Annotated in this window: 20 protein-coding genes and 1 pseudogene; 11 read left to right on the top strand and 10 right to left on the bottom strand. The window is 69.6% G+C overall.

The features are described 5' to 3' along the window. Window positions 1-5: 5 nt before the first annotated feature. The 3 genes from ACN20J_RS48380 to ACN20J_RS48370 form a co-directional block, all read right to left on the bottom strand. Window positions 6-1304, bottom strand: coding sequence for an extracellular solute-binding protein (locus tag ACN20J_RS48380; protein WP_419668628.1), 1299 nt, complete (start codon window positions 1302-1304; stop codon window positions 6-8). A gap of 599 nt (window positions 1305-1903) precedes the next feature. Further along, window positions 1904-2800, bottom strand: coding sequence for an RNA polymerase sigma-70 factor (locus tag ACN20J_RS48375; protein WP_419668627.1), 897 nt, complete (start codon window positions 2798-2800; stop codon window positions 1904-1906). 148 nt (window positions 2801-2948) lie between these two features. Continuing rightward, the gene (locus tag ACN20J_RS48370; protein ID WP_419669091.1) at window positions 2949-4148 is read right to left on the bottom strand and encodes an NAD(P)/FAD-dependent oxidoreductase; all 1200 of its coding nucleotides are present in this window, start codon (window positions 4146-4148) and stop codon (window positions 2949-2951) included. A 353-nt stretch (window positions 4149-4501) separates the two neighbouring features. Here ACN20J_RS48370 and ACN20J_RS48365 point away from each other — a divergent pair, with 353 nt between their 5' ends. Together ACN20J_RS48365 and nhaA are read left to right on the top strand one after the other, a co-directional pair. Then, window positions 4502-5290, top strand: a complete 789-nt coding sequence (locus ACN20J_RS48365; RefSeq protein ID WP_190231554.1) for an SAM-dependent methyltransferase — start codon at window positions 4502-4504, stop codon at window positions 5288-5290. A 178-nt stretch (window positions 5291-5468) separates the two neighbouring features. Continuing rightward, window positions 5469-7376, top strand: a complete 1908-nt coding sequence (gene nhaA / locus ACN20J_RS48360) for a Na+/H+ antiporter NhaA (protein ID WP_419669090.1) — start codon at window positions 5469-5471, stop codon at window positions 7374-7376. A 37-nt stretch (window positions 7377-7413) separates the two neighbouring features. Here nhaA and ACN20J_RS48355 read toward each other — a convergent pair whose 3' ends face one another. Then, a complete protein-coding gene (locus tag ACN20J_RS48355; protein WP_419668626.1) occupies window positions 7414-8028 on the bottom strand; it encodes a glyoxalase in 615 nt (204 codons plus the stop codon). A gap of 194 nt (window positions 8029-8222) precedes the next feature. Between ACN20J_RS48355 and ACN20J_RS48350 the strand changes: the two genes are divergently transcribed. Then, window positions 8223-9017, top strand: coding sequence for an inositol monophosphatase family protein (locus ACN20J_RS48350; protein WP_419668625.1), 795 nt, complete (start codon window positions 8223-8225; stop codon window positions 9015-9017). Window positions 9018-9408: 391 nt separating this feature from the next. Here the strand turns inward: ACN20J_RS48350 and ACN20J_RS48345 are convergent, their stop codons facing one another. After that, window positions 9409-10578, bottom strand: a complete 1170-nt coding sequence (locus ACN20J_RS48345; protein ID WP_419668624.1) for an acyl-CoA dehydrogenase family protein — start codon at window positions 10576-10578, stop codon at window positions 9409-9411. A gap of 63 nt (window positions 10579-10641) precedes the next feature. Continuing rightward, complete coding sequence (locus ACN20J_RS48340) at window positions 10642-11841, bottom strand: CaiB/BaiF CoA transferase family protein (RefSeq protein ID WP_419668623.1); 1200 nt, start codon at window positions 11839-11841, stop codon at window positions 10642-10644. 131 nt (window positions 11842-11972) lie between these two features. Between ACN20J_RS48340 and ACN20J_RS48335 the strand changes: the two genes are divergently transcribed. The 8 genes and pseudogenes from ACN20J_RS48335 (at window position 11973) to ACN20J_RS48300 (ending at window position 19670) form a co-directional block, all read left to right on the top strand. Beyond that, complete coding sequence (locus tag ACN20J_RS48335) at window positions 11973-12926, top strand: LysR family transcriptional regulator (RefSeq protein WP_190231549.1); 954 nt, start codon at window positions 11973-11975, stop codon at window positions 12924-12926. Window positions 12927-12962: 36 nt separating this feature from the next. Beyond that, window positions 12963-13769, top strand: a pseudogene (locus tag ACN20J_RS48330) (alpha/beta fold hydrolase). A gap of 142 nt (window positions 13770-13911) precedes the next feature. Then, window positions 13912-14448 (top strand): phosphonopyruvate decarboxylase, encoded by a 537-nt coding sequence (locus tag ACN20J_RS48325; RefSeq protein ID WP_364181230.1) that lies wholly within the window; start codon window positions 13912-13914, stop codon window positions 14446-14448. Then, the gene (locus ACN20J_RS48320) at window positions 14448-15041 is read left to right on the top strand and encodes a thiamine pyrophosphate-dependent enzyme (RefSeq protein WP_419668622.1); all 594 of its coding nucleotides are present in this window, start codon (window positions 14448-14450) and stop codon (window positions 15039-15041) included. The genes ACN20J_RS48325 and ACN20J_RS48320 overlap by 1 nt, the downstream gene beginning before the upstream one ends. Before the next feature lie 15 nt (window positions 15042-15056). Then, window positions 15057-16523, top strand: a complete 1467-nt coding sequence (locus ACN20J_RS48315; RefSeq protein ID WP_419668621.1) for an aldehyde dehydrogenase — start codon at window positions 15057-15059, stop codon at window positions 16521-16523. Between the two features lie 49 nt (window positions 16524-16572). Beyond that, on the top strand, window positions 16573-17937 hold the full coding sequence (locus ACN20J_RS48310; RefSeq protein WP_419668620.1) for an MFS transporter: 1365 nt from the start codon (window positions 16573-16575) through the stop codon (window positions 17935-17937). Between the two features lie 42 nt (window positions 17938-17979). Then, window positions 17980-18849: a hypothetical protein gene (locus ACN20J_RS48305; protein ID WP_419668619.1), complete on the top strand. Its 870-nt coding sequence runs from the start codon at window positions 17980-17982 to the stop codon at window positions 18847-18849. Further along, complete coding sequence (locus tag ACN20J_RS48300) at window positions 18846-19670, top strand: HpcH/HpaI aldolase/citrate lyase family protein (protein ID WP_419668618.1); 825 nt, start codon at window positions 18846-18848, stop codon at window positions 19668-19670. The genes ACN20J_RS48305 and ACN20J_RS48300 overlap by 4 nt, the downstream gene beginning before the upstream one ends. Before the next feature lie 75 nt (window positions 19671-19745). On the opposite strand, the gene ACN20J_RS48295 is transcribed toward ACN20J_RS48300, so the two are convergent. The 4 genes from ACN20J_RS48295 to ACN20J_RS48280 form a co-directional block, all read right to left on the bottom strand. Further along, on the bottom strand, window positions 19746-20567 hold the full coding sequence (locus tag ACN20J_RS48295; RefSeq protein WP_419668617.1) for an alpha/beta fold hydrolase: 822 nt from the start codon (window positions 20565-20567) through the stop codon (window positions 19746-19748). Window positions 20568-20635: 68 nt separating this feature from the next. Then, window positions 20636-21250 carry an RraA family protein gene (locus ACN20J_RS48290; protein ID WP_189842353.1) on the bottom strand — a complete coding sequence of 205 codons (615 nt, stop codon included), beginning with the start codon at window positions 21248-21250 and terminating at the stop codon, window positions 20636-20638. Continuing rightward, window positions 21247-21912, bottom strand: coding sequence for an RraA family protein (locus ACN20J_RS48285; RefSeq protein ID WP_189842354.1), 666 nt, complete (start codon window positions 21910-21912; stop codon window positions 21247-21249). Before ACN20J_RS48285 ends, ACN20J_RS48290 begins: the two co-directional genes overlap by 4 nt. Further along, window positions 21909-22574, bottom strand: coding sequence for an RraA family protein (locus ACN20J_RS48280; RefSeq protein ID WP_189842355.1), 666 nt, complete (start codon window positions 22572-22574; stop codon window positions 21909-21911). The genes ACN20J_RS48285 and ACN20J_RS48280 overlap by 4 nt, the downstream gene beginning before the upstream one ends. Window positions 22575-22610: the final 36 nt, after the last annotated feature.

Raw genomic sequence — 22610 nt, 5'->3', positions numbered from 1 at the left:
GCGGATCACTCCGTGCCCGTGCCGAGGCTGTCGGCGTACGACTGGAGGTTCGCGGCGGCCTTCGCGGCGGTCTCCTCGCCCTTGGCCACCGCTTCCATCTCCTTGCCCAGCCGGGTCGCGACCTGCGGCCAGTTACTGACCTGCGGGAACGCCCGGGTGTTCTTCAGCTGCGTCAAGAAGGCGTCCAGCAGCGGCTGGCCCGCGATGGCGGAGTCCTTCCAGGCGGAGACGACCGCAGGCAGCGAGCTGTACGCCTTGTACTGCGACACCTGCGTGCTCGGGCTCGATATGTACCGGATGAGCTTCCACGACGCGTCCGCGTTGTCGGTGTCGGCAAGCACCCCCCAACTGCCGCCCGCGGAGAAGGAGACGCTGCCCGACGCCCCCGCCGGCAGCGGCGCCGTGGCTACGTGGGACGCCGTCCAGCCGTCCTTCTTCGCGGCGGCGTCGAGCTGGCCGATGACCCATGGGCCGGTGATCATCGTGGCCGTCCTGCCGGACACGAAGTACGGCTGTGAGTCGAGGAAGCCGGGCCCGGCGGTGTCGGCGGTCCCCGAGGTGTAGAACGACGCGTTGTACGTGATCGCGTCGACCATCGCCGGAGTGTCGAGCGTCCACTCGCCGCCCGAGGACAGCAGCGAAGCGCCCGCCTGCCAGGCGTACATCGCGGCGTCCTGGCCGTTGAAGATGTCCCAGCCGATGTCGGCTCCGAGGCCGTGCGCGGCTCCGGCGCCCTGAAGCGCCTTGAAGAACGGCACCATCTCGTCCCATGTCTTCGGCGCCTCGACGCCCGCCTTCTTGGCCAGGTCGGAGCGGTAGACGAGCGCGTAGGTGTACGCGTACCAGGGCACCGTGTAGGCGACGTCCTTGACCACACCGGCGTCCCACAGGCTCGTGAAGAAGCTGTCCGGGTCGACGAGGCCGTCCGGAACTGGCCGGAGGATCGACGGATCGAGGAACTGCGCCTGCGACTCGGGAAAGAACTGGGCGACATCGGGCCCCTTGCCCGCCGCGATCGCCGACTGGAGTTTGGTGTAGTAGTCGGCGTTCGGGATCAGCGTGAACTTCACGTCGAGGTCGGGGTTCGCCGCCTTGAAGGGCTTGATGACCTTGTCGAGCACGTCCGCATCGCCCTGGGCGGCCCAGACAGTGACGGTGCCTGTGGCCGGGGAGCTGGCGATGGGCTCGGCGCCGGCTTTCGCGGTGGTGTCGTCACTGCGGCCACAGCCCGCCAGGGCGAAGCTGCCGAGGAGAGCGATGCCGCCGGTCAGCCGTAGGGCATCGCGTCTGGAGAGGTTGGACACTCGGGGCTCCTGTCACATGAAGGCGCTGAGGACAGTGATGTGCTTTCTGGTGAAAGCAGCCTTTTCGGCCTGATGGACCCAATGCGACCGATGGGTCCTATGCGGCCGATAGTGAGTGACCGTATGAATGGTGTGTTTCGACGGCATGCCGGAAGCCGCCCCGAATAATTTCGGAACTTGTAGCGAAATCGATTTGTCACGCTCTGTCGCTACCGTCGTCCACTCGCTCGACCGACCTCGGCGAGGCCGACGAGGTCGGCGCAACAGCGTTGACGCATCCCTCGACGGTGCTGCGCCGCATAGCTGCTCCGCCGCCGGAACCGGGCGGATGGCCTCCGGAGCGAACTCGCCGCAGGCTGTCGCCTACCCGGCCGGCAGGCCGCGGCACGACGGCACGGATGCTTCGCTGACGGAAGCTTGGTGTTCAAGCCACCACGGAAGCATCCGAGCTGGCCTCGCCGAAGAGACTGAGAAGCGTTCTCCGGAATAGGCGTGTGCGGCAACTGCGGCGCATGAGCAGCTTCATGCTTGCCCGCCGGTCCAACGCAGGACGTGCCGCTGTCGGGCGCGCGGGTCCCAAGTACCGCCCCCGAGGGGCGTCAGCGGGAAGTGAGCGGGGTCTCCGACTCGACGCGGGTGAGCTTTTCGGGGTTGCGGACGTAGTAGAGGGCGGTGACACGGGCGTTCTCCACCGTGAAGGCAAGCACGCCGTCGATCACGTCACCCAGGCGCAGGATGAGGCCGGGGTTGCCGTTGACCGTCGTGGGCTCGCTGCTGAAGGTGCCGCCTGCCTTCTCGACGCTGCCGGCCATGTAGCGGAGCACCTTGTCGGCGCCGACGACCGGCCGCAGGGCCGCCAGCCTGAGGCCGCCGCCGTCGCTGACGAAAACGACGTCCGGGGCAAGTACGTCGAGCAGCCCCTGCAGGTCCCCCGTTTCGAGCGCGAGCTGGAACGAGTTCGACGCAGCCCGGGCTTCCTCCGAGGAAGCCGGTGCGGCCGGTCGGCGGGCATCGACGTGCTGGCGGGCGCGGTAGGCGATCTGGCGGGCGGCGGCGGGGCTCTTGCCGATCGCGCCCGCGATGTCGTCGTAGCCGAACTCGAAGACCTCGCGCAGTACGAAGACGGCACGTTCGGTCGGTGAGAGGGTCTCGAAGATGTACATGAGGGCCAACGACAGGTTCTCCGACAGTTCGACGTCCTCGGCCACGTCCGGCGTGGTGAGCAGCGGCTCGGGCAGCCAGGGGCCCACGTAGGCCTCCTTGCGCCGTTTGAGGGTGCGCAACCGGTTGAGTGCCTGCCGGGTCGTGATCCGCACCAGGTACGCGCGCTGGTCCCGTACCTGCGCCAGGTCGGCCTTGACCCACCGCAGCCAGGTCTCCTGGAGGACGTCCTCGGCGTCCGCCGCGGAACCGAGCATCTCGTAGGCGACGGTGAACAGCAGGTTGCGGTGGGCGACGAAGGCCTCGGTCGCGGGATCGGTGACGTGGTCGTTCATGTCGTGCGCTTCGCTCTCTCGCGGTCGGCCCCACCTGCCGGAGGCAGGCCGTGGATGTGTACCCGGTCCGAAGCCGGGTTATCGCCGTCAGCTCCCCCGCCGGTCCGGCCGGACCGGTCGGTCCGGCCGAAGGAGGGGAGCTTGGGGGCTAGGCGGCGCGTCCGGTGCCGGACGGTGTCGTGCGGTGCTCCGGCCCAGGCGTCTCCGGGCGGTCGGTGTCGTCGCCGTGGGCTGTACGGGGACCGGCCTTGCGTGCCCCGGACACCAACTTGTTCAGGGTGAACCTGCAGGCGATCTCCTTGACGCCGGCACCCGGCCGCCCGCCGATGTGGAGCCCGTTCACCGTGTCGTTCGGGTAGGAGAACTGGGTGACGCCCTCGTCCCGGCCGAGGCTGAGACACTGCCCGGCGAACCACATCCGGACGGGAGCGGGTGTCTTCCCCGCGATCCGGCGCAGAATCGTGGCCGCTGCTGCCGGGCCCAGCTGCACGGCGGCCTGGCAGCTCATCCGGAACGGCCGGTCCGCCATCGCCGCCGCGTCCCCGGCGGCGACGATGCGTACGTCGTTCACGCTGGTCAGGGTCGCGTCGGTGAGCAGGCGGCCCTCGGCGTCCGTACGCAGCCCGCTGCGGGCCGCCAGGTCCGGGACACGGAATCCCGCGGTCCAGATCGTCACCGCGCTCGGCAGCTCACGGCCGTCGTCGAGCCGTACGGCGTCCTGCGTCACCTCCGTAACCCGCGTACGGGGGCCTTCGAGGACGGTCACGCCCAGCCTGGCGAGCCGGCGGGCGACCGGGCGGCGGCCCCGGGCGTGCAGGGAGGGTCCGAGCACGTCGCCGCAGATCAGGGTGACTCTGCGACCCTGTTCCGCCAGCTCGGCGGCGGTCTCCAGACCGGTCGGGCCCGCCCCGACCACGGTCAGCGGAGCCGTCGCGGGCGCTGCGGCCAGCGCGGACCGCAGCCGTTCCGCCCCCTCGATGTCCGACACCGAATGAGCGAACTCGGCCGCTCCGGGCACGCCGGGATCCGAGACGCCGCTGCCCACGGCGTAGACGAGGTAGTCGTACGAGACCGCACCGCCGCCCGCCAGGGACACCCAGCGCTCGGCGGCGTCGATCCGGGTCGCGGTGTCGACCACCAGCCGGACCTTCCCGCCCAGAACGTCTCCGAAGCTCTCGACCGCGTCGTCGGAGCCGGTCACGAGCTGATGCAGACGGATCCGCTCGACGAATTCCGGACGTGGGTTGACCAGGGTCACCGATACGCCGTCGCGTCGAGCCAGGCGATTGGCCGCCGTCACGCCCCCGTACCCACCGCCGACGACGACCACCTGAACATTCCCGTTCATCATGTCTCCCTATGTCTCCCTCGAGTGATGACTCGGCATGGAGACACCGGCGGCGCGTCCCGTGTCACAACCGGCGGATGAGACGTAGCGCACATCGGATGCGGCGCATTCGCGGCTCCCCACTCCGTGACGCCTCACCTGCGACTTCGTCGCCGCTGCAACCGATCCGCCGCCTCGGAAGGAACGGATTTCGCCCGGACATGTCCCAACCGCGGAGGTCCTCGACAAACGGGTCACGTGGGCGCCGGGACGCTCTTCCCTCTCGCGCGGAGCTCATGATCTACTCCATCAGGGCCACTTCGAGTACTCGACCTGACCCATCCACATGGAGCGACGGACACGACGGAGTTGTCATGCCGACCGGCCCACAACAGTTCTCAAAGATCGTCACCGACAGGGCGCATCCCGCGCGGGTCTACGACTGGCTGCTGGGCGGCAAGGACAACTATCCGGTCGACGAGGCAGTGGGTGAACAACTGCCGCCCGAGGCCAGGGACGCGGCGCGGCAGAACCGCCAGTTCATGCACCGGGCGGCAGCCTGGCTCGCCGCGCAGGGCATCGACCAGTTCCTCGACATCGGGACGGGGATCCCCACCGAGCCCAACCTCCATCAGATCGTTCAGGGCATCGTGCCGACGGCGAAGGTCGTCTATGCCGACAACGACCCGATCGTCCTGCGTCATGCCGAGGCGTTGCTGGTCAGCCGGCCCGGAGGAGTCACCGACTACATCGAGGCCGATGTCCGGCAGCCGCAGGGGATCGTCGAGCACGCCCAGCGCATTCTGGACTTCAGCCGCCCGATCGCGCTGTCGCTGATCGCGCTGATGCACTTCGTCCCCGACGAGCAGGACGCGCACGCCATCGTCCGCGATCTGGTCGCCACGCTGCCGCCGGGCAGCTATCTGGTGCTCTCGCACGCCGCCTCCGACCTCTATCCCGAACTTGCCGCACAGGTCACCGCCGAGTACGCCAAGGGCGGCATCCGGCTCGGCTTCCGCACCCGTGCCGAGGTCGAGCGCTTCTTCGACGGCCTCGACCTCGTTCCGCCGGGTCTGGTCACCGCGACGGAGTGGGCTCCCTCGGGCAAGGAGCAGGAAGCCGAAGGCAGCGGCATCTACGTGGGAGTGGCCCGCACTTCGTGAACGGCGAGGCCTCCGTCGTGGGCCGGCCCCGCGATCCGCGGTACCGCAGGAAGGGCACGGCGAGCTCCCGCCGAGGCTCCTCTCGTCGACCGCACACCACTGCCGGCGCAGTCGCCGGCGGCCGTCCGTGCTTCGCCGGGTGCCGGGTCCTGAGTGGGGTCAGACTTGTGGGGTGACCGTGCCAGCTGAGACCTCACCCCCGTCGGGCCCCTCGGGACAGACCCTCTGCGGCCAGGACACACGCGGCCCCCTGAGTGCCTTCCTGCGGACGGAGACCGGCAGTGCCTCGGTGCTGCTCGTCGGCGCCCTCGCCGCCCTCGTCTGGGCCAACATCGCCGCCGGTTCGTACGAGTCCCTGTGGGGAACCGAGTTGTCGGTCCGTATCGGATCGAGCTCTGTGTCGCTGGACCTGCGCGAGTGGCTGAACAGCGGGCTGATGACGTTGTTCTTCTTCGTCGTCGGCCTGGAGGCACGCCGCGAGTTCGACATGGGCGAGCTGCGGGAACGCCGACGGATCACCCTTCCGCTGCTCGCCGGGCTCAGCGGCATGCTCGTACCCGTCGCCATCTACCTGTCCGTCAACGCGGGCGAGGACACCGTGCACGGCTGGGGTGCCGCCATGTCGACGGACACGGCCTTCGCGCTGGGCATGCTCGCCGTCTTCGGGAGCCGGCTGCCCGGCAGCCTTCGGGTCTTCATCCTCACGGTCGCCGTCGTCGACGACTTCCTGGCCCTGGCCGTCATCGCTTTCGCCTACAGCGGAGCCGTCTCCCTGCCGGCGCTGCTCACCGCGCTCGCGCTCTTCGCCGTCGTCCTGCTGGTGCGCCGCACCCTCGGCATGCGAATCCCTGCCCTGTACGCGCTGCTGGGCGTGGCGATCTGGGTGGCCCTCCTGAAGTCCGGGGTGGACCCGGTGGTGACCGGCCTCGTGATGGGTCTGCTGACCTTTGCCCGCCCGGCGGAGCGCCAGGACCTGGAACATGCCAGCAGGCTGTTCAGACGCTTCCGCGAACAGCCGACCCCCGAACTCGGGCGCTCGGTACGACGTCAGATCGCCTCGACGCTCTCCCCCAACGACCGCCTCCAGCGGATGCTGCACCCCTGGACGAGCTATGTGATCGTGCCGCTGTTCGCCCTCGCCAACGCGGGCATCACTCTCAGCGCCGGCCAGTTGGCCGATGCCTTCACTTCGCCGGTCACCCTCGGCATTCTGTTCGGCTACGTCCTCGGCAAGCCACTCGGCATCATCGGCGCGACCTGGCTCACGACACGCCTCAGCGGAGGGCGTCTGCGCCCACCGGTCGGCTGGGGCGCCATCACGGCCGGCGGCACCCTGGCCGGGGTGGGCTTCACCGTGTCCTTGCTGATCGCCACCCTGGCCTTCGACGGGGACGAGCTGGAACAGGCGAAGGTCGGCATCCTGGCCGCCGTCCTCTGCGCCTTCCTCCTCACCTGGCTGGTCACCGCGGTGATCGGCGCCCTGCCTCGCCCCTCCCGTGCCCGCGCCCTCCTCGGCACCGGCCGCACGATCGTCGACCTCAGCGATCCCGTCGACATGGACCGCGACCACGTGCGCGGCCCCCTGGACGCACCCGTCACCCTGCTGGAGTACGGGGACTTCGAGTGCCCCTACTGCGGGCTGGCCGAGCCCGTCGTGCGCGAGCTGCTCGCCGACTTCGGGGACGTGCGTTACGTCTGGCGTCATCTGCCGCTCACCGACGTGCACCCGGGCGCCCAGCTCGCCGCGGAGGCCGCCGAAGCCGCCGCCCGCCAGAACAGCTACTGGGAGATGCACGAGCGGATGATGCGTCATCAGGGCGAGCTGCGGCCGGAGGATCTTCTCCGCTACGCCGAGGAGATCGGTCTCGACATCGACCGCTTCAGCGCTGACCTGAGAGCCGGTACGGGCGCCGCCCGTGTTGCCGCGGACGTGGAGTCCGCCGACCTCAGCGGGGTGTCCGGCACCCCCACGTTCTTCGTCAACGGCCGCCGGCACCACGGCGCCTACGACATCGCCACCCTGTCCGCGGCCGTACGCGCCGCACGGGCCCGAGCGGCTCTCACGGGAGCGGGCCAGGAGAGCTGAGCGTCCGCTTCCGCGGCGGCCGTCCGCCGGCGCAACCTCATACCGCCGCGGGCTCCCAAGCGAACCCGTCCGGGTCGGTGAAGGTCTCGGTGCCGCCGCCGATGGTCAGCCGGTGGGACCCGCTGCCCTCCGGCGTGACTCCGGCGACCTTGGCCAGGCCGCGACGTCCGTACAGCGACAGCTTGACGGCACTCGCCGAACCGTCGAACTCGACGTACTTGCTGCCGAAGCTCTTCGCGACCGTGAGGCCGCGGTCGACGTAGAACTGCTTGGTCGCGGCCATGTCCGAGACGCCCAGCAGGACAACGATCTCGTCGATGTTCCGGCTGTCCGGGCCGGTGTCCTTCTTCGACGAGCTTGCGAGCTGCCAGACCGTCCCGTCCGGGGCCTGTACGACGCCGCCGTAGCCCCACAACGACTTCTTGGCGGGCTTCAGCTCGGTGGCACCTGCGGCCAGGGCGGCGCCGAAGAAGCCGTTGACGATCGACGGCTGGGAGACCACGAGCGACACCGTGAACCCACGGAATCCGGACGTCGGCTCCTCCGAGGCCCGCAGACGTACTTGCTTGCCCAGCCCGAAGGCATCCGTGTAGAAGCGCTCGGCGGCCGTGGGGTCGGCCACCTCGAGGGTGAGGAAATCGATTGAGGTCATGTCACTCACGCTAGCTGCGGATCCCTGACCGGCGCTTCTTGAATCCTGACCGGTTCAGCACGATGGCAGCGGCGTCGGGTGGACGCTCGGTGGGATGCAGGCGATGTACAGCTGGCCGTGAAGCTGTGCGGCAGCCACCGGGATGGGTCTGGCAGACGAAGATCTGGGCCTCGGCCGCCGATATCCTGCGTAACATGATCGACTCGTACGCGGGCCTTGACGATGCTGAGGTCGCGATAGCTGCGGCTTGTGCCGGTGCGGACGTCGTACGCAACCTGTACGGTCAGCGCCTCGCCCGCACCGACAAGGGCGCCGGGGACTTCGCCACCGCCGCCGATGTCGATGCCGAGGCGATGATCCTCAGCGTCATCCACGCTGCTCGGCCCGATGACGGTGTGCTTGGCGAAGAAGGCGGACAGCGGGGCGCCGCGGGGGCCGCGCGTCAGTGGCTGGTGGATCCCCTCTGCGGCACGCTGAACTACGCCGTCGGCAACATGCTCGTGGCCGTCAACGTGGCGCTGCGCAGCGGTGCGGCCGCAGTGGCAGACCCGTTCAGCGGCGAGGTCTTCTTCACCGATGGTGAGACCGCCGCCTGGGTGCGCCACAAAGGTGGCGATGCCCAGCTGGCGCCCACATCTGCCACTCGACTCGTGGATGTCAATCTGGATCCGCCGTTCCCCAGCGCACCCGGCTTCCGGGCTGTGAACCTGCTGGCCCAGCAACGTTTCGTGGAACGGTTCCGGCCCCGGGTCGTGTCCACGACTCTGGCGTTGGCCTGGGTCGCCGCCGGCAAGCGCGCCGCATACGTCACGGATGGCGGCAACCTGTCCGAGAGCGTGCATTTCGCTGCCGGCATCGCTCTGTGCCAGGCAGCCGGCTGCGTAGTCACCGGGATCGACGGCGCCCCGATCGGACAGGCTGGCCGCGGACTTGTAGTGGCCGCCGACGGCGAAACCCACCAGCTGCTCATGTCGATGATCCGCAGCTGAAGCCGCGCAACGGACAGAGCAGTTGTGGAGCGGCCGCGATGGCGGGCAGGGACGGCATTGCACGCAGGCGGACAGCACGGAGACCGTGCGTACGCCAAGGTGGTGCAGCCCCTCCCCCAGCGTCGCAGCTGCGTTGGAGAGCCCGTCCACCGCGGGGCCATTGCCGGGGGCGGCGCGAGTCAGGTCCGCCTCGACGCCTCAATGCACACGGCTGCCCTGGGGCAGCCGTGTCCACGAGGCAACGCCGACGCCACCGGACGGCAGTGGCCGTCAAGCGGCCGACTTGCTCGACTCTCACACATCGAACGTCCTCCCGGTCGAAAGTCATCAGGTTCCGGACAGACACCGGGCACTCGCAGCGTCGGGCAGGTGCTTCACAGGGCAATGATCATCACGCGTCCAGACCACCGCGCTTGACGAGCTGGCTCGCGATGACGTTCCGCTGGATCTCGTTGGTGCCTTCGCCGACGATCATCAGCGGGGCGTCACGGAAGTAGCGTTCGACGTCGAACTCCGTGGAGTAGCCGTAACCGCCGTGGATGCGCACGGCGTTGAGGGCAATCTGCATGGCGGTCTCGGAGGCGAACAGCTTCGCCATGCCGGCCTCCATGTCCACCCGGCGGCCGGCGTCGGCCTCTCGGGCCGCGTACAGGGTGAGCTGCCGGGCCGCCGTGAGCGAAGTCGCCATGTCCGCCAGGTAGTTGCCGATCGACTGGTGCTTCCAGATCGGCTTGCCGAACGACTCGCGCTCCTGAGCGTAGGTCAGCGAGTCCTCCAGGGCCGCGCGGCCCACGCCGAGTGCCCGCGCGGCGACCTGGAGACGGCCGGTCTCCAGGCCCTTCATCATCTGCGCGAAACCCTTGCCTTCCGCGCCGCCGAGGACGGCGTCGGCCGGGGCACGGTAGTCCTCGAAGGACAGCTCGCAGCTCTCCACACCCTTGTACCCGAGCTTGGGCAGGTCACGGGAGACGGCCAGCCCCGGACCGTGCTCCACGAGCAGGATCGAGATGCCGTGGTGAGCCGGTGTGGCGTCCGGGTCGGTCTTGCACAGCAGGGCGATCAGGCCGGACCGGCGGGAGTTGGTGATCCAGGTCTTCGCGCCGTTCACCACGTATCCGCGATCGCCGTCCCTGCGGGCAACCGTGCACATGGCCTGCAGGTCGGAGCCGCCGCCCGGTTCGGTCAGGGCCATGGTCGCGCGGATCTCGCCGGTGGCCAGCTTCGGCAGGTACCGGCGCTTCTGCTCCCCCGTGCCGAAGTGCAGCAGCAGCTTGGCGACCACGGTGTGGCCGCCCATCGCGCCGGCCAGACTCATCCACCCGCGCGCCAGTTCCTCGGTGATCAGGACATAGCACGGGGTGGAGACGGGGGTGCCGCCGTACTCCTCGGGGACGGCGAGGCCGAAGACGCCGAGCCGCTTCATCCGCTCGATCAGAGCCTCGGGGTAGGTGTTCGCGTGCTCCAGTTCCCGGACGACCGGTTTCACGTCCTTGTCGACGAAGTCGCGCACCGTACGGACGATGAACTGCTCGTCCTCGGACAGGGTGTCAAGAGTGCTCATGCGTGGCGCTCCTCGTTGAAAGCGTTGACGGTGTTGATGCCGCCGATGTCGACGACCGGCGTTTCAGATGACGTGGTTGGCCCTCAGGCTGTCGAGGTCGGCCGTGCTGTACCCCAGCTCGGCCAGGACCGTCTCCGTGTGTTCGCCGGCCGCTGGGACGGGATCCATGCGCGGCGCGAGGCCCGCCAGGTCCGTCGGCGGCAGCAGCGCCCGCACCGTGGCTCCACCGGGGATCCGTACGTCCCGCCAGCGGTCCCGGCCGCTGAGCACCGGGTGTTCAAGGAACTCCGTCACGTCGTTCACCCCGGCGTTGGCGATACCCGCCTCGTCCAGCAGGTTCATCACTTCCTCGCCGTCCAGCTCACCGAACCGCTCGGCCACGATGGCGTTCAGCTCCTCACGGTGGGCAACTCGGGCGGAGCCATTGGCGAAACGTGGATCCGCGACGAGCCCCGGCAGACCGAGGAACCTGCCGCACAGAGCAGCCCATTCGCGCTCGTTCTGGATGGAGAACAGCACGTCCTTGCCGTCGGCAGTGGTGTAGGCGCCGTAGGGGGCGATGGTGGCGTGCTGGGTGCCGAGGCGCGGGGGCTGGGTGCCGCCGAAGCGCGTGTAGTAGGCGGGCTGGTTCATCCACTCGGCCAGTGCCTCGAACAGCGAGACCTCCACGGCACGGGAGATGCCGGTGGTGGCGCGGGTCAGCAGTGCGGTGAGGATGCCGGAGTAGGCGTACATGCCTGCGGCGATGTCGGCGATAGATACTCCGACGCGGGCGGGGCCGTGCTCGTTGCCGGTGAGCGAGACGAGGCCGGTCTGGCACTGGACCAGCAGGTCGTATGCCTTGCGGTCGGCCCACGGACCGCTGGAGCCGTAGCCCGAGATGGAACACGGGATGAGAGAGGGAAAGCGTTCGGCGAGCGGATCGGCGCTAAGGCCCATGCGTGCGGCTGCGCCGGGGGCGAGGTTCTGCACGAACACGTCCGCGTCTGCGAGCAGGTGCTCCAGGACGGCCCGTCCCGCGTCCGACTTCAGGTCGAGCGTGACTGACTCCTTGGACCGGTTGAGCCACACGAAGTAACTGGACTCGCCGTGCACCGTGGTGTCGTAGCGGCGGGCGAAGTCACCTCCGCCCGGCCGCTCCACCTTGATGACCCGGGCGCCGAGGTCAGCCAGCTGGCGGGTGGCGAAGGGGGCGGCCACCGCCTGTTCGAGGCTGACGACGGTGAGGCCGGCCAGTGGCAGTGCTTCAGGGGGCTCGTTCATGGGTGACCTCCAGGGGGATGCGGGTCCCGAACCAGGGGCTACCATCATGGATCCTCATGGTGATGCCAGTGAAATAACATTGCGTGATACCCCCATGCGCACACCGGATGGCTGCGGAAAGAAGGCCCCTCTTGGACATCAAGCAGCTCAAGGCGATCGTCACGGTCGCCGAGGTGGGCAGCGTCACGCGCGCAGCGGAGCTGCTGCATCTGGTGCAGCCCGCGGTGACCCGGCAGATCCGCACCCTGGAACAGGAACTCGGCGTGGACCTCTTCGAGCGGACCGGAACGGGCATGCGGCCCACCGAGGCGGGTGCGATCATGGTCGACCGTGCCCGGCGGGCCCTGAACGAGCTGGAGCGGGCCCGCGCCGAGGTGCAACCTGCTCCGGGCGAGGTGTCCGGCATCGTCACCGTCGGCCTGCTGGAGAGCACCAGCGACCTCCTTTCCGAGCCGCTGGTGACCGCCGTCGCCCACAGCCATCCCGGCGTCGAACTTCGTCTGATGACCGCCTACTCGGGGCACCTCCAGCAGTGGCTCGACGACGGAGACCTGGACCTGACGCTGCTCTACAACCTCAACAGCACGCCGTCCCTCAATGCCCACCCGCTGGTGCGCGAGCGTCTGTGGGCGGTCGCTCCGCCGTCGGCCGGCCTGCATGCCGACCATCCGGTGCCGTTCGCGGAGGTGGCGGGGCAGCCGCTCATCATGCCCGCTTCAGGGCATGCGCTGCGACGGCTGATCGACGCGGCGGCGGTGCGCGCCAGCTCCGCCCTGGACGTCGTCGTGCAGACCAACTCCATGCGGGTGCAGAAGCAGCTCGTCCGGGCCGGGCACGGCTGGACGGTCCTGCCCGGCGTGGGCATCGCCGAGGATGTCGCACAAGGTGTCCTGAGCGCCGCGCCGCTGAGCGAGCCCGACGTGTGGCGATCGGTCGTCCTCGGTACTCCGCGGTCCGGGCGCACTCCGCCCGCCGTGGAGGTGGTCGCGCGTGAGCTGGTCGGCAGGATCAACTGGGCGGTGGCTCAGGGCAGATGGCCCTCCGCCCAGATCCAAGGCACCGACGCTCCCGCCGAGGACGAGTGACGCGCAGCACCCCGAAATCACCATCGAAGGAACGCCATGAACGACAGCGGCCCCCAGTTGACCGCCATCGCCCGCGCCCAGGACGGCATCGCGCTGGCGTATCAGCGCCGGGGCGACGGATATCCGCTCGTCCTCCTGGCCGGGCAGGCGAACAACCACAACTGGTGGGACGGCGTACGCGAGGACTTCCACACCACGCACTCCACCATCACCCTCGATCAGCGCGGCACCGGCGACAGCGACAAGCCGCAAGGGCCCTACTCCACGCGGTAGTTCGCCGATGACGTCATCGGCGTCCTCGATCACGCGGGTGTCGAGCGGGCCGACGTATACGGCACTTCCATGGGCGGCCGTGTCACCCAGTGGATCGCCGCCCGCCACCCGGACCGCGTTCGGCGGCTGGTCCTGGGTTGCACCTCCCCCGGTGGCCCACACGCCGTCGAGCGTGACAGGTCCGTACGACGGGCCCTGGCCCAGCCGGACCCGGAGGCCGCCCGACAGGCGCTCATCGACCTGATGTACTCCCCCGCCTGGCGCGCCACTCACCCCGGCCCCTACACGACCCTCGGCGATCCCGGCATGCCCCCGCACGCCCGTCACGGCCATCTGGTCGCCAGCAACGGGCACGATGCCTGGGACGCCCTCCCCCTCATCGCCGCTCCCACCTTGATCCTGCACGGCGGCCAGGACCGCCTCACTCCACCGGCCAATCTCCCCGTGCTCGCCGCCCGCATCCCCAAGGCCAGGACGCATCTGTTCCTCGGCGGTCGGCACGCCTACTTCGAAGAGTGCCGTGCGGAAGCCGGTCCGCTCGTCGAGGCGTTCATCAACGGACGGTGGTAGCGGAGCAGCAGGTCACGGAGGCCCGCGGCTCCCCTATGCAGGCAAGGCATGCGGGTATCACGCTTTTCTATTGTCCAATCTCATCCATCAGCACTCATGATGTGTGGCACCTTGAGCCGACCGATCAGCGGAGTCGCTACGGATGAGTCAGACACATGCCCCGGCACCCTCCTGGCAGGAGGATGTGTTCGCCGCGCTGAAGAAGCGCGGAGTCCAGCAGATCGCCTACGTCCCCGACTCCGGTCACTCCCACACCATCCGTGAGGCCGGACGCGACCCCGCCATCCATGACGTGGTGCTGACCACCGAGGAGGAGGGCGTCGCCGTGGTCAGCGGGGCGTGGCTGGGCGGTCAGCGGGCGGTGCTGCTGATGCAGAGCAGTGGCGTCGGCAACTGCGTCAACATGTTCTCCCTGCTGCAGATGGCCCGGTTCCCCTTCCTCACGCTGGTGACGATGCGCGGCGAGTACGCCGAGTTCAACCCGTGGCAGGGCCCCATGGGCCGCACCACCCAGCAGGCCCTGGAACTCATGGGCATCACCGTCCTGCGGGCCGACGACCCCGAGGACGTCGCGGAGACCGTCGAGGCCGCCCTCGACTCGGTGTTCGAGGCCGGTGAGCGCGTCGCCGTGCTCCTCGGACAGAAGCTGATCGGCCGCAAGAAGTGGGAGCGCAACTGATGACCGCCACTCTCCCCCGCCTCGACCGGCGCCGCTTCGTCGCCGACCTGATCGGCCGCCTCCCCGAGGACACCCTGATCGTCACCGGCCTCGGCTCGCCCAGCTACGACGTGTTCTCCGCCGGCGACCGCCCCGGAACCTTCTACCTCTGGGGTGCGATGGGCGCCGCCGCCCCGCTCGCCCTCGGCCTCGCCCTCGCGCAGCCGGACCGCCCGGTCGTCGCCATCACCGGCGACGGCGAACACCTCATGGGCATCGGTGCTCTGGCCACCATCGGAGCCGAACTCCCGCCCAATCTGACGGTTGTGGTGCTGGACAACGCCCACTTCGGCGAGACCGGTATGCAGCCCAGTCACACCGGGCTGGGCACCGACCTCGTCGCCGTCGCCCAGGGCTTCGGCATCCGCGACGCCGTGCGGATCACCGACGTCGACCGGACGGACGACCTCGCCCTGCGCATCAAGGCGCGCGCGGCGACGACGTACGCACAGGTGCTGATCACCACCGACGAGCCGCCGCGCGCTCTGCCGCCCCGCGACGGTGTCGCCAACAAGAACTCCTTCCGCGCCGTACTCGGCCTGAGCACCTTCTAGCCGACGGGACTCGCCATGCAGCGCTACGAGATGTTCATCGACGGGGAGAGCCGGAAGCCCGGCGCGGGCGAATGGTTCCCCACCGACAACCCCTACCTGGGCACGCCATGGGCCGAGATCGCCAAGGGCACCGCGGAAGACGTCGACGACGCCGTCCGAGCCGCCCACCGCGCCCTGCACACCGGATCATGGGCCGAGCTCACCGCCAGCGCCCGCGGCTCGCTGCTCCGGCGACTCGGCGACACCATCGCCGCCAACGCACGCCGTCTCGCGGAGACCGAAGTCCGCGACAACGGCAAGCTGTTCACGGAAATGCACGGCCAACTGAACTACGTACCCCAGTGGTTCCATTACTACGGCGGGCTCGCCGACAAGATCGAGGGCGCCGTCCCCCCGTTGGACAAGAAGGGCTACTTCGCATACACGAAGAAGGAGCCCGTCGGGGTCGTCGCGGTCATCACACCGTGGAACTCCCCTCTGTTGCTGTTGGCCTGGAAGGTCGCTCCGGCCCTCGCCGCGGGCTGCACGGTAGTGGTGAAACCGTCGGAGTTCACCTCCGCCTCCGCCCTGGAGCTCGCCCGGCTCTTCCACGAGGCGGGGCTGCCGCCCGGTGTGTTCAACGTCGTCACCGGGTTCGGCCAGGATGTCGGTGCCGCACTCGTCGAGCACCCGCTGGTCCGCAAGGTCAGCTTCACAGGCTCGGACGCCACCGGCCGCCTCATCAACCAGGCCGCCGCACGCGACTTCAAGCACGTCAGCCTCGAACTCGGCGGCAAGTCGCCCAACATCGTCTTCGCCGACGCCGACCTTGGCGCCGCCGTCAACGGCGCCGTCTCCGGCATCTTCGCCGCCACCGGACAGACCTGCATCGCCGGCTCGCGGCTGCTCGTGCAGCAGAGCGTGCACGACGAGGTCGTGGGCCGCCTGGTCGACCTCGCGCGCACTGCCCGGATGGGCGACCCCATGGACGAGACCATCCAGGTGGGCCCCATCACCACCCCGGCCCAGTACGCCAAGATCCTCGAATACATCGACATGGCGCAGCACGAAGGCGCCCGGCTCGCCCTCGGCGGCAAGGCCTCGGGCGTCGGAGGCCGGTTCGTCGAGCCGACCGTCTTCACCGACGTACGCAACAGCATGCGCATCGCCCAGGAGGAGGTCTTCGGTCCCGTGCTCGTGGTCATCCCCTTCCAGGACGAGGACGAGGCCGTCACCCTCGCCAACGACAGCCGCTACGGCCTCGGCGCCGGCGTCTGGACCAGCGACATCGGCCGCGCCTTCCGTATGGCCGACCGCATCCGCTCAGGCACCGTCTGGGTCAACACCTACCGCGCGGTCAGCTACTTGACGCCCTTCGGCGGCTTCAAGGACTCCGGCATCGGCCGCGAGAACGGCATCGGCGCCGTCACGGCGTACCTGGAGGACAAGAGCGTCTGGATCAACACCGGCGCGGCCACCGGCAATCCGTTCGTCCTGCGCTGAAAGACCCCACAAGGACATCTCCCCGGCGACAAGAGCAACGGAGCTTCCCATGTCGCAGTCCAGCACCCCCGTCCCCGCACCGACCCGGGTCACCGCCAACGTCATACGCGGCTGTCTGGGCAACCTCGTCGAGTGGTACGACTGGTTCGTCTACGCCACCTTCAGCGTCTACTTCGCATCCGTTTTCTTCCCCAGGGGCGACCAGACGGCCCAACTCCTGTCCACAGCGGTTGTCTTCGCCGTCGGGTTTCTGATGCGTCCGCTCGGCGGCTGGCTGCTCGGCGCGTACGCCGACCGCTTCGGCCGCCGCCGAGCACTGACCCTGTCGGTCACGCTCATGAGCATCGGCTCGCTGACCATCGCGTTCACCCCCTCCCACGACGCCATCGGCCTCTGGGCCCCGGCCCTCCTGGTGCTGGCGAGGCTCGTCCAAGGGCTCTCCGTCGGCGGCGAGTTCGGCTCCAGCGCCTCCTACCTCGCCGAGATCGCCCCGCCCGGCCGACGGGGCTTCTACTCCAGCTTCCAGTACGTGTCCATCGTGCTCGGCCAGCTCGCCGCGCTGCTCGTGATGATCGTGCTGCAGAACCTGCTGACCGAGGAACAGCTGCAGAGCTGGGGCTGGCGCATCCCCTTCGCGATCGGCGCTTTCGCCGGTCTGGTCGTGATGTACCTGCGCCGCACCATGGAGGAGTCGCGGCACTTCCAGCAGGAACAGGCGAGAGCCGCCGTACAGGATCCGGCCGTCAAGGAGCGCAAGGGGCTGCGGGCCCTGTTCGCCGAGTACCCGCGCCAACTGATCGCCGTCTTCGGGCTGGCCATCGGCGGCACCGTCGCCTTCTACACCTACACCACATACCTGCAGAAGTACCTGGTGAACACCGCGGGCATCCCCAAGTCGACGGTCTCCGTCATCGGCTTCGCCGCCCTGTTCCTGTACATGGTGCTCCAGCCGGTGGCCGGCCACCTGTCCGACCGTGTCGGACGACGCCCGGTGATGTTCGTCTTCTCCGTCGGCGGCATGCTGCTCACCGTCCCGATCATGACCGTCCTCGGCCACACCGGTAATCCGTGGATCGCCTTCCTGCTGATGACGGTCGCCCTCACCTTCGTGAGCTGCTACTCGGCCCTGGCCGCCATCATCAAGGCCGAGGTGTTCCCCACCAAGGTCCGGGCCCTGGGCGTCGGCCTCCCGCACGCCCTGGTCACCGCCACCTTCGGCGGGATGACGGAACCCATCGCGCTGGGCCTCAAGAACAGCGGCCACGAAACGGTCTTCTTCTGGTACGTCACCGGGTGCATCGCGCTGACCTTCGTGGCCACACTTCTCGTACGCGAGCCGTCCCGCACGTCGCTTCTGGAGGCCGCCGAGGCCCCCACCTCCCGACCACTGCCAAAGACAGCACCGCTCGCCTGACCACAGCCCAGCCGCACGCAAGACCGCGAGGACAGAAGGACGATGCAGCCCACCCCACCCCCGCTCAGCACCTACGTGGAGTCGTGGACTCCTGGGCCGCTCGAGGAGGAGGACCCGCTGGGCGTCGGCCCGGCGGCGGCCCTGTCGGCAGTCCTGAACCTACCCGGCCCGAGCCCGAAGGCCGGCGAGCCGCTCCCCCCGCTGTGGCAGTGGCTCTACTTCCTGAAGTGGCCCGCCGGGCGGGAGCTCGGCGCCGACGGCCACCCGTCGAACGGCCGTTTCCTGCCGCCGCTCCCCCACCGGCAGCGCATGTGGGCCGGCGGCCGCTGCGAGACCACCGAGCCACTCCGTCTCGGCGAACCCGCCGAACGCGTCAGCTCCCTCGGTTCCGTGACTGCCAAGCGGGGGCGCACCGGGGAGATGCTGTTCGTCACCGAACGCCGCGAATTCCGTCAGCACGGCCGGACGTGCCTCGTGGAGGAGCAGGACATCGTCTACCGGTCCGGACGCGGTGTCGGACAACATCCTTCCACCGTCGACGAGTTGGCCCACCCCCACGAGGACGAGCCGTGGCAGCTTCCCCTGCGCCCCGACCCGGCGCTGCTCTTCCGCTTCAGCGCCGTGACCGCGAACGCCCACCGCATCCACTACGACGCCCCGTACTGCCGGGACGAGGAGGGCTACCCCGGACTCGTCGTCCACGGCCCCCTGCTGGCCCTGCTCATGCTGGAACTCGCCCGCCGTCACGCCCCCGACCGGCAGGTGCGCTCCCTGTCGTACCGGCTGCTTCGGCCGGTGTTCGCCGCCGAACACCTCGTGGCCTGCGGCACCCCCCGCGGCGACCATGCCGAACTGCACATCGCCACCCGTCGGGAGGAACGGCACGCCGAGGCGGAGGTAACCTTCGCATGACCCCGATCTCCTCCGCTCGCAGCCTCCTCTTCGTGCCGGGACACCGGCCCGACCGCTTCGGCAAGGCCGCCTCCTCCGGCGCCGACGTGGTGATCATCGACCTTGAGGACGCGGTCGCCGCCGAGGAGAAGGACCGCGCCCGCGACAACGCCGCAGCCTGGCTCGCTCTCGGCAACCGCGCGATCGTACGGATCAACGCGCCCGGAACCCCGTGGTCCGAGGCCGACCTGCGCGTGGCGGCCGACCACGGCTGCCCGGTCATGGTGCCCAAGGCAGAGGACTGCGCCGTACTGGCCGACCTGGCCGCCCGGACGGACGGCCGATGCGGCCTCGTCCCACTCGTCGAGACCGCACTCGGCGTGGAACGGGCGCGCGAGGTGTGCGCCACACCGGGCGTCGCCCGTGCCGCCTTCGGCAACGTCGACCTGGCCACCCAGCTCGGCGTCGCCCAGGACGATCACACGGCCCTGGCTTACGCACGCTCCAGACTGGTCGTCGCCTCGGTCGCAGCGGGCATCTCCCCGCCCATCGACGGCGTCACCACCGCCGTACGGGACATGGACACGCTCTCCGCCGACGTCGCCCACGCCCGACGGCTGGGCTTCACAGGCAAACTCTGTGTCCATCCGTGCCAGCTCCTCCCCGTGACCGAGGGGTTCGCCCCCTCAGCCGAGGAAGTGCAGTGGGCACGCGCGGTCCTCGGTGCCGGGGACTCGGTCACCACGGTCGACGGGCACATGGTCGACAAACCCGTGCTGGAACGCGCACGACGCGTCCTGGCACTGGCCCACGGACCACACGGACCGCACACCGCAACCTGACAGGGCTGATGCTCCGAGCGGGGGTGCGACTCTACGGCTGAGCCGCGCCGGTACATCGCCCCGCGGTCCGAGCAGTCAGGTGCTGGCGTCGGCGCGGTGGACGAGGTCGGAGATACGAGCCCACATCTGCGCCGGGTTGGAGTACATCGGGAAGTGCGCGCAGTGCTCGATCTCGGCGAGCTCGACGCCGCCTTCGGCCAGGGCGGGCAGATAGGACAGCGTGCTGTTCTGCTCCCCGTACATGAACATCTTCGGCGCGGGGAGCCCGAGGAACCGGTCGAGCAGCTTGCCGTGGTCGGAGAGGTCGACCATGGACTCGAAGATGGCCCTGACCGCTGCCGCCCGGACCTTGTGGGGAAGGTTCGACGCGTACAGGGCGCCGCCGTGGAAGCGGGAGCCGCCGACGCGTTCGGCGAACCGGGCCAGGAACTCGTCGGGATCGTCCTGGGAGTGAGTGACGATCTGCCGGCTGAGGAAGCAGTCCTCGGGTGCGACGTTGCCCTCGATGTTGGTGAAGCTCGCGACTCTGCCGGGGTCACCGTCGGCGAGCAGAAGCGCCGTCAGGCCGCCCATCGAGTGCCCGACGACGTGGAAGCGATCGATCTCCCGAGCCTCTAGGACCCGTTCGGCGACGGAGACGAGGAAGGGGATGGAGACGGCGCCCGGGTCCGCGCAGGTGCTGGCGCCACAGCCGGGTGCGTCGTAGGCCAGTACGGGCCGGTCGGCCAGCGCGGTCTGCTGGACGACATCCGCGTAGTCCTCCTTCGTCGAGCCGAAGCCGTGCAGGAACACCAGGGGCGTGCCCGACCCACCACGGTGGAGGCCGGACACCTCGACGCGGGTCGCGCCGATGGTAAGGGGGAGCGTGAAGCGTTCGAGCTTCCTCACCGGGCTCATCGGACCTCCTCCAGCTGCTTCCGCCTTGGCGGCCACAGCGAAGATCGGGTTGTCCGTCATCGGTGTCGTCACCGCCCGGCAGTTTCGAAGTTGTCGTAGAGGTCAAGGGTGCTGCGGCCCTCCCGCAGCCGCTTCATCAGCTCGTTCTCGTGGGCCACGCGCGCGTCGGCGCGGTCGAGGATCCGACCGGCGCCGGACGCCGGAAGCGCCACGACTCCGTCGACGTCGCCGACGACGAGGTCGCCGGTGTGGACCGTGACGCCACCGATCTTGACGGGACGCCCGACAACGCCGCGGAAGTCCTTACGGGTGCCGAGGATGGAGTTGTTGCGCGAGAAGACCGGAAAGCCGAGCGCCTCTGTCTCCGCCGCGTCGCGGACGCCACCGTCGACGAGGAGGCCCGCGATCCCGCGGTGCTGGGCGGCCACCGTGAGGATCTCGCCCCAGTGGCCGAAGCGGGCGCCGCCGAGGTCGGCGACCAGGACCGCCCCGGACGGGGCCTGCAGTACGGCGTGGTGCAGGGCGAGGTTGTCGCCGCCGGCACCCTGCACGGTGAACGCCGGGCCGCACAGCCGGGCACCGGCCCACAGCGACCGGATCTCCGGGGACAGGGCCACGGGCAAGCCGGACGCCTCAGACAGGGTCGCGCTGGAGTGACTGCGGGCGTGGTCGTGCGTGCTCACGAGGGGTCCTTCCGGGTCTGGAGCGAGTGATAGCCGTGCTGCGCACGCGCCTCGGCGAGTGTGGCGCCGTCGCGGACGGCCTCGACGATGGCCTCTTCGACGCGGTCGATACGGCGGGCGATGTCGGCGACCTCGTCCCAGCGGGCGGCCGGGACGACCACGGCACCGTCGTCGTCGGCCACGAGGATGTCGCCGGGATGGACGAGTACGCCCTTGATGGTGACGGCCGTCTGTACTGCGGCCACCCGGACGCGGTCCTTGCCGGTGCGCATGAACCGGGAGACCGACCAGATCGGGTAGCCGGCCTCGGTCGCGATGGCCACGTCTCGGCAGGTCCCGTGGATGACGGTGCCCGCGACGCCGCGCGCGTGGGCGGTCCGGCTCATGATGCCGCCCCACACCGTGCAGTCGGTGCGTCCGGCGTTGTCGATGAGGATCACCGCGCCGGCGGGGACGTCGTCCAGGAAGTCGCCCACCGTGCCGCCGGCCTCGTCGACCGGTTCGTAGGCGACGGTGAAGACGGGTCCGACCGTCCGCTGGCCCTGGCGCAGCGTTCCGATGCCGTGGAGGGATCCGGGGAGCCCGAACGAGTCGAGGGCATCGGAGACCGACGCGGTGGACAGGTCGGTGGCGAGGTTCGAGGTGGCGGTGGGGTCACTCATCGGACCGACTCCTTCTCTCCGGCGAGGCGGGCGTCGTGCATGGCCTGGGAGAGGGGCGCGCCCGCGCGCACCTCTTCCGCGATGGCTCGCTCCCGGGCGGCGATCGCGGTGGCGATCGCCGCCACTTCCTCGGCCCGGTCCCGCGGGACGACGACGAGACCGGTCTCGTCGGCCAGGACGACGTCGCCCTGTTCGACCGTGAGTCCGGCGACGCCGACCGGCTCGCCGGTGGAGCGTTGCTGCAGCCTGCCCCGCGCCGTGGTCGGGACCGCCCCCCGCGAGAACACCGGGAAATCCAGCTCACGGGCCTCCGCCACGTCGCGGCACACGCCGTCGGCGACGACACCGCGAACACCTCGAAGGGAAGCCCCCAGGCTCAGGATGCCGCCCCAGCACGACACGTCGGTGCGGCCCTGGTTGTCGACGACGATCACGCTCCGGTCGTCCGAGTTCTCAACGGCCGTGGTGGCGATGTGGGCTCCGGCCGGGCCTTCGGCGCGCGGTTCGAGCTCCACGGTGACGGCGAATCCCACCACGGCCGCGGGGCCCCACACCGGACGGACGCCCCCGACTCCGGAAGGAAGCCCGAGCTGGTCGAGCGCGTCGCTGACCGCGGCGGAGTCGAGCGCCGTGAAGCGGTCCAGGAGAGATGAGTTGCTCATGGCTTCCACTTCAACAGCCGCCAGATATATTCGGAA

Source organism: Streptomyces sp. 2-1, assembly GCF_048564895.1.
In the GTDB taxonomy this organism is placed as follows: domain Bacteria; phylum Actinomycetota; class Actinomycetes; order Streptomycetales; family Streptomycetaceae; genus Streptomyces; species Streptomyces phaeochromogenes.
This window is presented reverse-complemented; position numbering and strand designations above follow the sequence as displayed.